Annotated in this window: 14 protein-coding genes and 1 tRNA gene; 5 read left to right on the forward strand and 10 right to left on the reverse strand. The window is 71.4% G+C overall.

The features are described from left to right. From VP06_RS21635 to pxpA, 4 genes are all read right to left on the reverse strand, one after another. A partial coding sequence (locus VP06_RS21635; protein ID WP_048465858.1) for a carboxyltransferase domain-containing protein occupies positions 1 to 238 on the reverse strand: 238 nt, incomplete at its 3' end. Between the two features lie 15 nt (positions 239 to 253). Then, positions 254 to 1615, reverse strand: coding sequence for an acetyl-CoA carboxylase biotin carboxylase subunit (locus VP06_RS21640; protein ID WP_048465859.1), 1362 nt, complete (start codon positions 1613 to 1615; stop codon positions 254 to 256). Between the two features lie 5 nt (positions 1616 to 1620). After that, positions 1621 to 1863 carry an acetyl-CoA carboxylase gene (locus VP06_RS21645; RefSeq protein ID WP_048465860.1) on the reverse strand — a complete coding sequence of 81 codons (243 nt, stop codon included), beginning with the start codon at positions 1861 to 1863 and terminating at the stop codon, positions 1621 to 1623. Between the two features lie 25 nt (positions 1864 to 1888). Continuing rightward, the gene (gene pxpA, locus VP06_RS21650; RefSeq protein ID WP_048465861.1) at positions 1889 to 2623 is read right to left on the reverse strand and encodes a 5-oxoprolinase subunit PxpA; all 735 of its coding nucleotides are present in this window, start codon (positions 2621 to 2623) and stop codon (positions 1889 to 1891) included. 122 nt (positions 2624 to 2745) lie between these two features. On the opposite strand from pxpA, the gene VP06_RS21655 reads away from it, so the two are divergent. Then, positions 2746 to 3651, forward strand: a complete 906-nt coding sequence (locus VP06_RS21655) for a LysR family transcriptional regulator (RefSeq protein ID WP_048465862.1) — start codon at positions 2746 to 2748, stop codon at positions 3649 to 3651. Positions 3652 to 4114: 463 nt separating this feature from the next. Here VP06_RS21655 and VP06_RS21660 read toward each other — a convergent pair. The 6 genes from VP06_RS21660 to VP06_RS21680 all read right to left on the reverse strand — a co-directional run bounded on the left by VP06_RS21660 (position 4115) and on the right by VP06_RS21680 (position 9865). Next, positions 4115 to 4188 (reverse strand) — tRNA-Gly (locus VP06_RS21660). 74 nt (positions 4189 to 4262) lie between these two features. Then, a complete protein-coding gene (locus VP06_RS21665) occupies positions 4263 to 5708 on the reverse strand; it encodes a M48 family metalloprotease (protein ID WP_048465863.1) in 1446 nt (481 codons plus the stop codon). A 74-nt stretch (positions 5709 to 5782) separates the two neighbouring features. Further along, positions 5783 to 6592 (reverse strand): DNA-binding protein, encoded by an 810-nt coding sequence (locus tag VP06_RS21670; RefSeq protein ID WP_245291270.1) that lies wholly within the window; start codon positions 6590 to 6592, stop codon positions 5783 to 5785. 820 nt (positions 6593 to 7412) lie between these two features. After that, complete coding sequence (locus tag VP06_RS21675; protein ID WP_048465869.1) at positions 7413 to 7793, reverse strand: hypothetical protein; 381 nt, start codon at positions 7791 to 7793, stop codon at positions 7413 to 7415. A gap of 325 nt (positions 7794 to 8118) precedes the next feature. Further along, a complete protein-coding gene (locus VP06_RS35190; protein WP_156295707.1) occupies positions 8119 to 8670 on the reverse strand; it encodes an MgtC/SapB family protein in 552 nt (183 codons plus the stop codon). Positions 8671 to 8749: 79 nt separating this feature from the next. Beyond that, positions 8750 to 9865, reverse strand: coding sequence for a GGDEF domain-containing protein (locus VP06_RS21680; RefSeq protein WP_053081976.1), 1116 nt, complete (start codon positions 9863 to 9865; stop codon positions 8750 to 8752). Between the two features lie 148 nt (positions 9866 to 10013). Between VP06_RS21680 and VP06_RS21685 the strand changes: the two genes are divergently transcribed. The 4 genes from VP06_RS21685 (at position 10014) to VP06_RS21700 (ending at position 14707) form a co-directional block, all read left to right on the forward strand. After that, positions 10014 to 10580 (forward strand): helix-turn-helix domain-containing protein, encoded by a 567-nt coding sequence (locus VP06_RS21685; RefSeq protein ID WP_245291271.1) that lies wholly within the window; start codon positions 10014 to 10016, stop codon positions 10578 to 10580. 98 nt (positions 10581 to 10678) lie between these two features. Then, positions 10679 to 11857 (forward strand): methionine adenosyltransferase, encoded by a 1179-nt coding sequence (metK, locus tag VP06_RS21690; RefSeq protein WP_048465866.1) that lies wholly within the window; start codon positions 10679 to 10681, stop codon positions 11855 to 11857. A 59-nt stretch (positions 11858 to 11916) separates the two neighbouring features. Further along, positions 11917 to 12618: a tRNA (guanine(46)-N(7))-methyltransferase TrmB gene (gene trmB, locus VP06_RS21695; RefSeq protein ID WP_048465867.1), complete on the forward strand. Its 702-nt coding sequence runs from the start codon at positions 11917 to 11919 to the stop codon at positions 12616 to 12618. Between the two features lie 319 nt (positions 12619 to 12937). Beyond that, on the forward strand, positions 12938 to 14707 hold the full coding sequence (locus tag VP06_RS21700) for an HWE histidine kinase domain-containing protein (RefSeq protein WP_048465868.1): 1770 nt from the start codon (positions 12938 to 12940) through the stop codon (positions 14705 to 14707). Positions 14708 to 14891 lie beyond the last annotated feature (184 nt).

Raw genomic sequence — 14891 nt, forward strand, 5'->3', positions numbered from 1 at the left:
CGCCGGCGCCGGCGCCCTCCAGGCTCTTGAGTTCCTTCAGCAGGTCGTCGGGAGCGATGAGGTCGGGGTCGAACTTGATCTGGAACGAGGCGTTGGCCGGGCAGATCTCGGTGACGCCGCGGATGCGGCTGTCGCGCACCGCATTGGTGATCGAGAGGCTGCGGAAGAAGGCTTCGAGGGACATCGCCTCGTCGACCTCGACGAAGACGTGCTCGTCGCCACCGAACGTGTAGCGCATGATCGCGATGCCTCTTCAGGGGGTGAGCGGATGGGCGTCGAGCCACGCTTCGAGCCAGCGGGTGTGCACGTCGCCCGCCCGCACGGCCGGATCGGCGACGAGCGCCCGGTGCAAAGCCGCGGTGGTCGGCAGGCCCTCGACGGCGAGTTCGCCCAGCGCCCGCTCGAGGCGGGCAAGCGCGGCCTCCCGGCTCTCGTCGTGGACGACGAGCTTGGCCAGCAGCGAATCGTAGAAGGGCGGCACCGCGTAGCCGGGATAAAGCATCGTATCGACGCGCACGCCCGGCCCGCCGGGCAGGCTCACCCCCGTGATCGTGCCGGGCGCCGGCCGGAAACCGTTGGCCGGGTCCTCGGCGTTGATCCTGACCTCGATCGCGTGGCCGCGCGGGCGCACGTCTCCTTGCGACAGGCGCAAGGGCTCGCCCCCGGCGATGCGGATCATCTCGCGCACGAGATCGATTCCGGTGATCATCTCGGTGACGGGATGCTCGACCTGGATCCGCGTGTTCATCTCGATGAAATAGAACGCGCCGGTTCCAGCATCGTAGAGGTATTCGAGGGTGCCGGCGCCGCGATAGCCGACGGCTTTGGCAAGCAGCACCGCCGAGGCGCACAAGGATTCGCGGGCCTCGGGCGGGAGACAGGCGGCGGGCGCCTCCTCCCACACCTTCTGGCGCCGGCGCTGGAGCGAGCATTCGCGCTCGAAGAGGTGGATCGCGTCGCGCCCGTCGCCGAGCACCTGCACCTCGACGTGGCGGGCGCGTCCGACGAAGCGTTCGAGGTAGAGGCCGCCATCGCCGAAGGCGGCCTTGGCCTCGGCGGTCGCCTGCGGGATCAGGGTCGCGAGGTCGTCGGGATTCTGCGCCACCCGGATCCCGCGCCCGCCGCCGCCGGCCGCCGCCTTGATCATGACGGGAAAGCCGATCACTTCAGCCGCTGCACGGGCTGCGTCCAGGCCCTCGACCCGGCCCTCGCTGCCCGGCACGGTCGGCACGCCGGCCTGTGCGGCGATCGACCGGGCGGTCGCCTTGTCGCCCATCCGGCGGATCGTCTCCGGCGCCGGGCCGATGAAGATCAGGCCCGCCTCCTCGACCATGTCGGCGAAACCGGCGTTCTCCGACAGGAAGCCGTAGCCCGGATGGACCGCGTCGCAACCGCTCTCGATCGCGGCGCGCAGGACCGCCTCCTTGTTGAGGTAGGACTTGCCGGCATGGGCCGGGCCGATCTCCGCGACGGCGTCGGCGACGCGGGCGGGCAGCATCGCCCGGTCGGCGGCGCTCACCGCCTGGACGGTGGCGATTCCGAGTTCGCGGGCGGCGCGGATGATGCGCAGGGCGATCTCGCCCCGGTTGGCGACGAAGATCCGGCGGATCGCCATCGCGATCAGCCTTCGAGGTCGTAGAGCGGCTGGCCGGCCATCACCGCGTCCTCGTTCTCGACGTGGAAGGCCCGCAGGATGCCGGCTTCCTCGGCGAGGACCGGGGTGAAGGTCTTCATCACCTCGATCAGCCCGATCGTGTCGCCGACCGCGACCGGGTCCTGCTCGGCCTTGAACGGCGGGTCGCCGGGATTGGCCGCGCGGTAGAAGGTGCCGGGGAGCGGGGCCTGGATGGTCTTGAGCGCCATGGATGGTCCTACGGTCGATGAGGGATCAGGCGGCGTGCTCCAGCCCCTCCCGGCGGAGGGCCTGGCGCAGGGTGCGGGCGAGGTCGGCCGCCCCCGGCGTGTCGGAATGGATGCAGATGCTCTCATGGCCGACCGGCACGTCGCGCCCGCCCACCGTCGCCACCACCCCTTCGCGCAGCGCCCGCAGGCAGCGCGCGGTGCCGGCCTCGGCCTCGACGGGCGGGTGCTCGCGGGTGATGATCAGGCTGCCGTCGTCGGCGTAGTCGAGGTCGGCGTAGAACTCCGCCACCATCGTGTGGCCTCGCGCGGGATAGACGCTCTCGTGCAGCGTGCCGCGCATCCCGAGGATCGGCACCCGGAAGATGTCGGCGGCGTCGCAGATCGCCTCCGCGATCTCAGGCTGTCGCGCCGCCATGCCGTAGAGCGAGCCGTGCGGCTTGACATGGTTGAGGGCCAGCCCCTCCGCGTCGAGGAAGCCTTTCAGCGCACCGATCTGATAGATCAGGCAGTTCGTGAGCTCCTCGCGGCCGATCTTCATCTCGCGCCGGCCGAAGCCCTGGAGGTCGGGCAGGGACGGATGCGCGCCGACCGCGACGCCGTGGGCACGCGCCAGCCGCACCGTCGCCCGCATGTGGTTGAAGTCGGAGCCGTGGAAGCCGCAGGCGACGTTGGCGATGTGGATGTGGGGCATCAGCGCGGCGTCGTCGCCGAGGCGCCAGATGCCGAAGCCTTCGCCCATGTCGCAGTTGATCGAGACCATCGGGTCGCCTCCGGCTGGATCGCGAACCGGAGAGTTGCAAGCGTTCGCGCCATTGTAAAATCGGAAATCTGCGTGCCGGGTTTCGAAAAATCCGATACCTTCCTCACGGTCGAGGACCGGGCATGTCGATCTCGCTCAAGCAGATCCGCTACTTCATCGCGGCGGCGGAATCCGGCCGCATCTCGCAGGCGGCGGTGGAGCTGAACGTCTCGCAATCCGCCGTGACGGCGGCGGTGCAGCAGCTCGAAGCCTTGCTCGGCGTGCGCCTGTTCGAGCGCCACGCGGCCGGTGTCGCCCTGACGCGGGAGGGCAACCGCTTCCTGCTCCATGGACGCAACATCATGGCGGCGGTCGCCGAGGCGGTGCGCGAGCCGCGGGCGGCGGGCGCCGCCGTCACCGGCACGGTCCGGGTCGGGGTGACCTACACGGTGGCGGGCTATTTCCTGCCGCGCCACCACGCCCGCTTCGCCTCAAGCTTTCCCGGCGTGACGCTGACCCTGTTCGAGGCGCCGCGGGACGTGATCGAGCAGGCGTTGCTCGACGGCGCCCTCGACATCGCGGTCATGCTTGTCTCGAATCTCCAGGCGCGCGACGCGCTCGCCGCCGAGACCCTGATCCGCTCGCGGCGCCGGCTGTGGCTGCCCGCCGAGCATCCGCTCCTGCGCCAGGGCCGGGTGGGCCTGAGCGATGTCGCACGCCATCCCTACATCATGCTCACCGTCGACGAGGCCGGCCATACCGCCGGGCGCTACTGGGCCCTGACCCCCTTCCGCCCCGAGGTGATCTTCAGGACGTCCTCCGTCGAGTCGGTGCGCAGCATGGTGGCGGCGGGCATGGGAGTCACGATCCTCTCCGACCTCGTCTATCGGCCCTGGTCTCTGGAGGGGCAGCGCCTGGAGCGGCGCCAGATCGAGGACGAGATCCCGACCATGGATGTCGGTCTCGCCTGGCGGGCCGATACGGCGCTCACCCCTGCCGCCAGGACGTTCCGCGAGTTCGTCAACCTCGCCTGCGCGGGTCAGGGCTGAAGCCTCTCCATAGTTGTACTCATTCGTTCAGGCGACCGTCGGTTCGGCGACGGTCCGAATACACCAGCTTTCTCGGCTTCCATCCGGAGGAGACCCGATCTCCGGGGCAATCCCAGATTTCGCGTTCGGCCCCCTCGCGGACGTCCTGATGGGGACGTGGGCGCCCGAGCGCCCGCAGGACCGCCCGTTGCCGGAGAACGACCTCCAGGCGCCGGGGCCCTGGCGCCCTGAAGATCGCCTGCAATTTTTTGCAAAATTTTGCCGCCGCGATTCCTAACGGCGGCTCAGCAGGAATGCCTCTCGCGGCCACCGCAGAGAGCTTTTTCTGTGGCCTGGAAGCCGGTCCCGAGACCCCGGGTACAACGCCCCTGAGGGGCCCGTCCGTTGTATCCCTGCTCGTTCGGGACCTCCCCTCAGCGCGAGGGAATGCCCGTAAGTCGTTGCAAGGTCACAGGAAAGGGGTTGGAGCGGGTGAAGGGAATCGAACCCTCGTATTCAGCTTGGAAGGCTGCTGCTCTACCATTGAGCTACACCCGCGGCGGCTGCCCAGATAGCACGGTCGATCCGGGTTGAGAAGCGGGGCGATGTCACGGATCGCCCCGGTCCGCGCCCTATTCGGCCACGAGCTTGTAGGGCTGGCCTGCCCGCACCGGCACGCCCCTGTCGAGCCCGTTGAGGACCTGGAAGCGCTCGAGCGGGCGGTCGACGGCCGTCATGCGCTGGGACAGGCTCTCGGCGGTGTCTCCCGGGGCCGCGGTGACAACCTGGATGCGCAGGGGCTTGAGGCTGCGCGCCTCCTCGGGCGTCACCAGGGCGACGCTGGAGAGCCAGCGGCCGAAGGCCGGCTCCGGATCGGTATTGCCCTTGGCCGCCATGATCATCCGGAAGGTGTTGGTGCCGACCCGCACGGCCGCGAGGCGGAAGAACCATTCCTTGCCCTTCGAGACCGCGGTGACGCTCGGGAAGCCGTTCAGCATCCGGTTCTCGAAGCTGCCGGTCTCGATCGCGTCGTTCCAGGTCGCCTTCAGCACCTCCTCGAGCCCCTGGCCGGCATGGGTCTCGACGGCGTCGAACAGCAGGCGGCGGTTGCCGTCCGGGGTGGTGCCGAGCACCGCGCGGGCGGTGTTGTCGAGCCCGAAGCCCTCTGGCGCCTCGAAGGCGACGCCGAGGCGCGGGTGGATGAAGCGGCGGCCGCGAATCAGCCCGTCGGCCGGGTTGTCGCCATAGGCGATGCCGTCGATCGCCGCGAGGTAGCGGTTGCGGTCGTCGACGCCGAGACCGGGCGCGCCGATGCGCCGCGCCGCCTGCGTCACCTGGGTGATGCGCTCGGGCGTGCTCGGGTGGGTGGCCAGCATGTCGGGCTCGGAGGCGAGCCCCGACCCTGCCCGCAACGCCGTGGTGCGGTTGAGCGCGGTGAGGAAGCGCGCCGCGCCGAACGGATCGTAGCCGGCCCGGGCCAGGGTGCGTACCCCGGTCTGGTCAGCCTCGAATTCCTGGGCCCGCGAGAACCGGGCCAGCACGAAGCGGGACTGGTCCTGAAGCAGGGCCCCGGTCGCCGGATCGTTGAGGACGTCGGCCACGACCTTGCTGACCAGCTCGGAGCGGAGCGCCATCTCGGTGCGCGCGCTGGCGTGGCGCAGGGTCACATGGGCGATCTCGTGCGCCAGGACCGCGGCGAGTTCCGAGGTGTCGTCGGCAAGCGCCAGAAGCCCGCGGGTGACGTAGAGGCGGCCCGTCGGCAGTGCGAAGGCGTTCACCACCGGCGAATCGAGCAGCGTCACCGCGTAGGTCTCGTCCGGGCGCTCCGTCGCCTTGACCAGCCGGTCGGTGACGTCGCTGACGAGGCGGAGCGCCGCCGGCGCCCGGTACTCTCCGCCGAACGAGGCCACGAGCTTGGCGTGGTCGGCGTCGTTGGCCGGGCGGTCGCGCCCGGTGGTGCGCGGCGCCTCGGGCGGCACGACGGCCGCCACCGGCGCGAGCGCGCCGGTCTGGTCGGACGTGCAGGCGGCGACGAGCAGCGCCAAAGCCGCCGCCGGCACGACGACAGCCGCCCGCATGCCCGCAGCCGCAGGTCGGACGATGGCCGCGCGCGCCGCCGGCCGTGTTCGCGTGAAGGACCACCCCATGGCGATCAGCGCCGCGGCGCCTGCTCCTCGTCCAGCATCTCGATCATCTCGGCCGCGCCGATATCCAGGGTCGGTCCGCGCCACAGCTCGACGATGCCGCGAGCCCGCACGCGCCGCCCTCGAAGCGCCACGGAAGAGAAACCACGTTCGAGCATGATCCGCCAAGTGCGTTTCGACACCGTGACCGTAGCACCGTCCGCGCCGAAAGGCGCGAAGTTGAGATAGGTCCTCCGTGCCCGCTCGCCCACGTTGCGCACGCGGCCCTCCACGACCGCGAAGCGGCCTGCGAGCGCGACGAGGCGCGCCACGTCCTCGGTCGGCACCGGCGGCGTCCCGGCCCAGAGCCCCTGCCCTGCCCGTCGGGCCGCATCCTCCAGCGCCAGCAGTCCCGGCCGGCACAGGCTGTCGCTCTCTCCGGCATCGACCTGGACCAGGCCGGCCGCGACGAGGCCACCGGCGAGGTCGACCGGCTCCCCGTCCCGGGTCGTGGCATCCAGGGTGATTCGGCCCCATCGGTCCGCGTCCGGCGCCTCGCGGGTGACCAGCGGCCGGCCCGCCTGCCCGGCGAGCCACGCCCGCGCGGCCTCGGCGGCAGCCGGGTCGTCGGGCCAGCGCACCCCGTCGAGGCGTCCCCGCCGCCCGGAGGCGAGGACGAGTTCGCCCCGCGCGGCGACCGACTCGATCCGGTCCTGCCCGGCGATGCGGCCCCGGCAGGCCGGCGGCTCACGCCCACGGGGGCTCGCCGCCGCCGCGGCCCCGGCGAGGCCCCCGGCGAGGAAGGCGAGGCCGAGGCCCGCCGCGATCCGTCCTCTCATGGTGGACGCCATCTCCAACCCATCATCCGCGAGGTTGGCGAAAAGAGACCGAGATGGTAAGAGGGCGCCGTGGGTCTCCGTAGCTCAGCTGGACAGAGCACAGGTTTCCTAAACCGAATTGGGCGTCGCGCCGGGAAACCGCGCGGCGGATCCGCTCAAATTCGGGGAAAGCGTCGAGCCGTGCGCGGTTTCACGCCGATCCCGAGCCAAGCCCGGCCGCCAGGCCGGGAAGGTGTAGAGACTAGACGGGCGGCACCTAAGGGCCTGTTGCAGGTCTACGGTGAAGGGATAGTCCAGACCACGAACGCCTCGCGGCGGCGGCGAAAGCCGAAGTGGGATGAAACCTGGGGTCGCAGGTTCGAGCCCTGCCGGGGACGCCACGCTTTGCCGAGCCCTGTCCGCCATGGCCTTCGGCCATGCCGTGCGGTGGGCGCGACTGTCGTCAGGACCGGGATGCCGTCGCGTGCCAGCAGGGCGACCCGCTGGTGCGGGCGTTTGCGGGCGTCGGGAGGGTCCTTCGCTTGGCGCCGCGTGGAGGCCGCCTAGGCGCAACCCTCGCCGTTCACGCTTGCGCGTGGCCCGGACTCCTCACTCCCGCCTTGTTTGCGGCGCCTCCTGCCTCCCGACCCGGCCGCCGACGCGCGGCTCGACACCGTTTCAGCGAGGCGTTCCCATGCGTTTCATCGGCCTTTTCGGCGCCCTCCTCTCCGTCGCTCTCGTCCTGACGGTCGGCGCCCTGTTCAGCCTCCTGGCGGCGCCGGTCCGGGCGGCCCTGGCGTTCCGGCGCGCCTGACGCCGCCCTGCGCCCGCGCGACGCCGATCACGCCGCGGCGCGCGCAAGCCAGATCGCCGCGGAGAGTCCGACGCCCGCGGCGCCGATGAACCCGACATACAGTGCGAGCGTCGGATCGACATGCGTGTGGGCGTAGCCCGGCTTGCGGGGAGACAGGCGCCATCGGTCCTTGATCTCGGCGAGGCGGGCCCTGGCGATGTCCTTCGGCGAGAGCGGGTTGCCCCCCGCCTCCTCGCAGGTGCCGAGCATCGCCATGCCGGGATCGAACACCTCGACCTTGTCGCCGCTTCGGCCGGAATCGATGTCGCCCTTGAGCATCGCCGTGTTGGGGCTGGGGGCATCGACCGGCGCCGGCGGCACCGCGCGCTGCGCCGACAGATGGGGGGGAACGTCGCTGTCGTAACTCATGACCATGACTCGCGAGACAGGGATCTCCCGGGACTACGTCCGCCGCGGGATGAAGTTCGCGGCGGGCCCGCCCGTGCCCTGCGGCACGACGACCGGTCGGGTGATCGAGCGGTGACGCCATGTGGGCGATGGGGACGTCGTCCGATTGGCGGGGTCCGCGCGGGCTCCTGCCACGCAGGTGCACCCTCTCCCGCGTCGTCTCGCACGCTCGGCCATCGGCCGCTTCCATCCGGTACAAAAGGCGCGCGGAAGGGCGGAACGATGCGATGCAACATGAGTTGATGCAGTGCAGCATCGTGGCTTGTGCCGGGTGCTGCAGCCCTCCTTAGGGCGTTTCCTCCCTGACTGAAGCCGCTCGCGAGGGCGGCTTCTTTTTTGGACGGAGGGCCATCGGCGTGTCGCGCGTGCGAGGGCGGTCCCGGCCGTGACCGGGCTGCGATGTCATCCCCCGTGCGTTCCTTCCGCCCGCCTCCGCCGGTCGTCGATGGCACGGTCGATGATGCCGCCGACCATCAGGGTCGCGAACAGGAAGCCCGTACCGAGCGCCAGCGGCCGAGAGGCGCCGAGGCGGCAAGACGATGCCGAGCGCCGCCGTCACCCAGATCGCCGCGGCGGGGGTGAGGCCGTGGGCCCGGCCGAGGCCCGCGCGCCTGACGATCGCGCCGGCGCCGAGGAAGCCGATTCCCGTGATGGTCCCCTGGATCACCCGGCTGGCATTGGCGCCGGTCGCGTCGTCGGAGAAGCCGGACCCGGCGATCGCCGCCGGGGCCGCGCGGGGGGCGACCCGCGCCCACCTCTTCGGCTGGGATCGTGAGGACGCCGGGGCCGCGCGGAGGGCGACCAGCCTCCCGGCCAGGATGGCGGCGCCGAGGCGCAAGCCCGATGTCGGTGGTGGAGAGCATCGCCGCTCACCAAGGCCGGCCCGCGGCGGGGATCGGGATGCGCCATCCCGGTCCTCATGCGGCCCTGTCCCGGCCCGTCTGCTTGGCGTGGTAGAGGGCGCGGTCCGCCCGCGCCATCGTCTCCTCGATCGACCGATCGTCCCTCCGGGACAGGGCTACGCCGAGGCTCGCGGTCCAGGCGGGCAGACCCGGCACCTCGCGCGTGGCCTCCCGCACTCGGTCGGCGAAGGCCCGTGCCTCGGGCAGTGTCGTGCCGCGCAGCACCACCGCGAACTCGTCGCCTCCGAGCCGGACCACGAGATCGTGCGGCGAGGGGAGCCGGACGGTGACGACCGCCACCAGTGCCTTGAGCACCGCGTCGCCGACCGCATGGCCATGGCCGTCGTTGAGGGCCTTGAAGTGGTCGAGATCGACCAGGACCACGGCCGTGCCGGCCGTCGGGGAGCCCGGCAGGCGTGCCGCGAGGCCGGCCCGGTTCAGGGCACCGGTCAGCGGGTCCTGCTCGGCGAGGAGGCGCAGGCGTGCCTGCGCCCGCTCGCCCGGCATGGCCAGGAGGCCGAGATGGAGGAGCCCGAGAAGCAGCTGGTCGGAGAGCATCGGCAGGAGCGCGGCGAGTTGCATGGTGCCCACCCCCACCGCGTCGAAGGCGAGGTCCGCCGCATAGGACGGCAGATAGCCGAGCAGAGCCACCGCGGCGATGCGCTGCCCCCGGCCCGGGACGCTCGTCTGGCCAAGGAGCAGGATGACGCCGATGGTTCCGGTATTGACGGCGATCATCGCCGTACCGAGCATCCGGCACGGCCAAGCCGCCGCCTCGCTGGGGGCAAGGCCCAGGACCAGGAGCGGCAGGGCATAGGCGAGGCCCGGCGAGAGACCCAGAACCCAGAAGCGGACCGGAACGCCACGCCCGTCCTCGAATTGCCGGACGCCAGCGAGGAGCAGCGTGCTGGTCACGCCCAGGCTGGCGAAGAGCAGAGCCGTGACGACGTGATCGGTCGTGACGGCGAAGCCGACCAGAATGAACGCATAGCCACCGGCGCTCGCCGCCCAGCAGGGCCAATGCGTTTCGCTCCGGCGCCCGGCCCACAGCACCAGGAACACCGCCGCGAAAGCGCTCGTGGCCAGGCAACTGCACAGGCGCAGGGTCGTGATGTCCGGCAAAGGCAGCATCGGCAGGCGGGATCGGCGCCGGGAGGAACGCGAACGGGACGGATCGCCACTGTTGCACGCCAGCCGTTAAGGGCCGGTATCGGTCCCCGGGAGCCGGACGCCGGCGCTCCGCCCGGTCCGATCCACGCGCCGTCATCCGGTATGACGAATGAAGCGTTCGGCCAAAGCGCGGGCATTTACGCGATCGCAACGATCGGAAAGCAACAATCCGCCCGTTGCCTTCCATGCCGCGGCGCGACGCGCGGGCAGACCTGCGAGTCGGGAGATGGCCGGGAAACCTGCGGATTACCGCGACGTGCATATCGGCAGCCTGATCGAGGAGCGGCGCCTGCGGGCCGGCCTCAGCCGGGAAGCGCTCGCCGGCCCGCTCGAGGTCTCGCTCTCCCAGCTCGGCAAATACCTCAAGGGTGCCAACCGTCTGAGCGCGACGGACCTCGACGTCGTGGCGCGCGTGCTCGGCGTGCCGGTCGGGTTCTTCTTCGAGAGCATGCCGGGCCGCGATGCGCCGCAGCCCGGCCTCAGCGACCGGCCGCAGGCCCGGCTGGAGGCGCTGGAGGGATGGAGCGGCTTCGCCGAGGCGGTGGCCCGCGCGGCCGACACCCATCTCGACGACGATCGCCGCCAGGCTTTGGGCAGCCTCGTGCGCGCCGTCGACCATGCGCTGTCCGGGCAACAACCGTTCGATAAAGCGAACGCCTCCGGTCCATCGGATTGACGTTCGGGATTCCGGCTGCCAGAACCCCGCGACCGAAGTGTCGGGTCGCAATCGGCCGAGCGGCCGCACCCGACGAAACCATGGGGGCTTCGCAGGCCATGCCGCGTTCCAACTATTTGTTCACGAGCGAGTCGGTGTCCGAGGGTCATCCGGACAAGGTCTGCGACCGCATCTCCGACACCGTCGTCGACGCCTATCTGGCGGTCATGCCGGAGGCCCGGCTCGGCGTCGAGACCCTGGCGACCACCAACCGCATCGTGATCGCCGGCGAGGTGCGCGGCCCCGATTCGGTCACCTTCAAGGACCTGGAAGAGCTGACCCGCGAAGCCGTGAAGGACATCGGCTACGAGCAGGACGGCTTCCACTGGAAGAACAACGACGTCGCCATCTACCTGCACGCCCAGTCCGCCGACATCGCCGTCGGCGTCGACGCCGCGGGCAACAAGGACGAGGGCGCGGGCGACCAGGGCATCATGTTCGGTTACGCGACCGACGAGACCCCCGCCCTGATGCCGGCGCCGCTCTACTACGCCCACAAGATCCTCAAGGACCTGGCCGATGCCCGCAAGGGCAAGGTTGGACCGGCCGCCGTGCTCGGTCCGGACGCCAAGAGCCAGGTCACCGTGCGCTATGCCGACGGCCGCCCGGTCGAGGCGACCCAGATCGTGCTCTCGACCCAGCATCTCGACGAGTCGCTCGACTCGGCGGCGGTCCGGGCGATCGTCGAGCCCTACATCCGGGCGGCGCTTCCTGAGTCCTGGGTCACCGACCAGACGGTGTGGCACGTCAACCCGACCGGCAAGTTCGTGATCGGCGGCCCGGACGGCGATTGCGGCCTGACCGGGCGCAAGATCATCGTCGATACCTATGGTGGCGCGGCGCCCCACGGCGGCGGTGCCTTCTCGGGCAAGGACCCGACCAAGGTCGACCGCTCGGCGGCCTATGCGGCGCGCTACCTCGCCAAGAACGTCGTCGCCGCCGGCCTCGCCCGCCGGGCCACGATTCAGCTCGCCTACGCCATCGGCGTCGCCAAGCCGCTGTCGATCTATGTCGACCTGCACGGCACCGGCGAGGTCGACGAGGCCAAGCTCGAGTCGGTCCTGGGCCAGCTCGTCGACCTGTCGCCCCGTGGCATCCGCACCCATCTCGGCCTCAACAAGCCGATCTACGCCCGCACCTCGGCTTATGGCCATTTCGGCCGCGAGCCTGAGGCCGATGGCGGCTTCTCGTGGGAGCGCACCGACCTCATCGGCCAGCTCAAGAGCGCCCTGGCCTGATCCGGCGCCCCGGTGCTAACGGGGCGTCCCCACGCGCCCCTTCTCGGCACCGGGACACCATGGACGACCACGACACCGACGCAGGCCCCGAGCGGGCCCGCGCCTTCTACGGCCGGCGCAAGGGCAAGCGCCTGCGCCCGGGCCAGGAGGAGCGCCTCGCCGGCCTCCTGCCGCGCCTGCGCCTGCCCGAGGCCGGCCGCCTCGCCCCCGCCTCCCTGTTTCCGCGCCCGGTCGCGGAGACCTGGCTCGAGATCGGCTTCGGCGGCGGCGAGCACCTCGCCGCGCAGGCCCGGCTCAATCCCGGCACCGGCATCATCGGCTGCGAGCCCTTCGTCAACGGCGTGGTGAAGCTGCTGCGCACCCTGGACGACGAGGGCATCGACACCGTCCGCCTCTGGGATCGGGACGCGATGGAAGTGTTGCCGCGCCTCCCCGATGCCAGCATCGGGCGCGTCTTCCTGCTCTATCCCGATCCCTGGCCGAAGCGCCGGCAGCGCAAGCGCCGCTTCGTCTCGGATGAATCCCTGCGCGAGATCGCCCGGGTTCTGACGCCCGGCGGCGAGTTCCGATTCGCCTCCGACATCGACGATTACGTCGGCTGGACCCTGGTCCGCGCCGCCCGTTGCCCCTCCTTGCGCTGGACCGCGACAAGCGGCACCGACTGGACCACGCCCTGGCCGGAATGGCCCGGTACCCGCTACGAGGCCAAGACCACGGCCGAGGGGCGCCGGCCCACATATCTGACCTTCGAGCGGGTCTAGAGCATTGTCCGACGAACCGGTATCCACTTCGTCGGACAATGCTCCAGGCGGACGAGGCTTTGGACTGCCAACACAAGTGTGCTTAGGCGCTGATCCCCGCCCGATGCCGGCCCGCTGAAGCGGGCATCGGCCCGGAACGTGCTCGGGCGCACCGCGCACGGGGCCGGATCGGCCGACCTTGCCGCCGGACCCGCGGAGAGGCATGGTTTTCGCCGCGAAACCGCCAAGCCGGGCCGGGCGGGGCATGTCGGCTCGGGACGTCGTGCGGCGGAACGGGTGCGCCCGACCTCCGTCACCCGTTGACCAGGATTGCGCCGCCTTGGATCAGAGGCCCGACGTCGCCCCCGGCCTGCCGGACGAACTTCTCCCCCGCTTCGCCTTCGATGGCGCGCCGGTCGCCCTCGCCTGCCTGAGTGGACCGGACCGGCGGATCCTCGCCGCCAACCCGGCCTTCGGTGCGCTGCTGGGCATGGACCCGGGCGCCCTGGGTGGTCGTCGCCTCGCTGATCTCGGCCACGCGCAGGGCTCCTCGGCCGGTCCGGACCTCCCCTGGGACGCGTGGTGGCATCGCGCCGACGGGTCGCCGCTCCGGGTCCGGCTTCGGGCCGGGCCGGAGCGGGGCGGCTGCCGGATCGTCGCGGTCGAGGCCGTCGACGGCCTGGCCGAGCCAAGCCATCGGGAGCAGGCCCATCTCGCGCTCGCCTCGGCCGGCCTGGGCGAGTGGAGCTGGAGCCTGGCCGATGGTCGCGTCACCCTGTCGGACCGGGCCGCGACGATCCTGGGTTATCCTGCCGGCGCGACGCCGGGCTGGGCCGAGTTGCAGGCGGCGGTCGCCCGCGACGATCTCGAACGGATCCGCGCCACGGTCCAGGATGCGGTCGCCAAGGCGATCCCCTGCGCGGTGGAGATGCGCTTCCGCCGGGCGGATGACGGCCAGGAAGCCTGGGTCTCCGCCCGGGGCCAGGCGACTCTGGCGCCGGACGGGACGCCGACCGGCATGATCGGCGTGGTCCAGGACGCGACGGCCCGCGAGGAGGCGCGGCGCGCCCTGCATGACCGCGAGCAGCGGCTGCGGGTGGCGACCACGGTGGCGGCCCTGGGCATCTTCGAATGGCACGTGCTCGACGACCAGTCGCTCTGGGAGAACGAGCGCATGTGGGAGATCTTCGGCCGCCGGCCGCAGGACGGCACCATCAGCATGCGGGAATTCTTCCGCACGGTGGTCCACCCGGAGGACAAGGCGTCCTTCCGCCGCGCCGTCGCTGCGGCGCTCCACGGCGACGGGGTGCTGCATGCCACGACCCGCATCCGCCGACCGGACGAGGACGGGGCCGAGGTCTGGCGCACGATCGAGATGGCCGGACGCTTCGAGCGCGGCGGGCCTGCCAGCCTGCCGCGGCGCCTGATCGGCGTCGTCGCCGACATCACCGACCGACGTCTCGCCGAGGAGCGCCAGTCGCTGCTGATCCGCGAGCTGCACCACCGGGTGAAGAACACGCTGGCGACCGTGCAGGCCATCGTCGGCTCGACCGCCCGGACGGCGTCGAGCATCGACAGCTTCTACGAGGCGTTCGTCGGCCGCATCATGTCGCTCGCCCATACCCACTCGGTGCTCACCGAGGATGTGTGGCAGACCGCCTCCCTGCGCGGCCTCCTGGAGAACGAGCTGCGCCCCTATGCCGATGGCGAGATGCGGCCCGGCACCGGCGGGCGCGTCGAACTCGACGGCCCGGCGGTCGACCTGCCCTCCGAGATCGCGGTGCCGATCGGCATGGCGATCCACGAACTGACCACCAACGCCGCCAAGTACGGGGCGCTGTCGAACCGGACCGGCCGGGTGCGGATCGGCTGGAGCCTCGAGCCCGGGGCGGACCGGCCGCGTCTGCGCTTCCACTGGCAGGAATCCGGCGGCCCCGCGGTGGCGCCGCCGACCCGCCAGGGCTTCGGCTCGCGCCTGCTGCAACGGGTGCTCACCACCCAGGTCCAGGCCGAGGTCGCCACCGACTACGCGCCCGGCGGCCTCGCCCTGACGATGCTGGCCCCGCTGCCGGCGCGCAACGCCGCGCTCAACCCCCTGGCGGGGCTGTAGGCGACCGTCCGGCCGCTCAGCCGTTGCGGGTGCGGGCCGCGCCCTCGCCGCCGGCGTTGCGGAAGAGCTTCAACTCCTCGATCGACGCGAAATGGAAGCGCCCGGCCGGGGTATCGGCGTCGATCGTCCCATCGGCATACATCGTGTAGGTGTTGCCGCCGGAGAAGCCGTTGATCGGCACGTA

The organism is Methylobacterium aquaticum (assembly GCF_001043915.1).
Lineage (GTDB): Bacteria > Pseudomonadota > Alphaproteobacteria > Rhizobiales > Beijerinckiaceae > Methylobacterium > Methylobacterium aquaticum.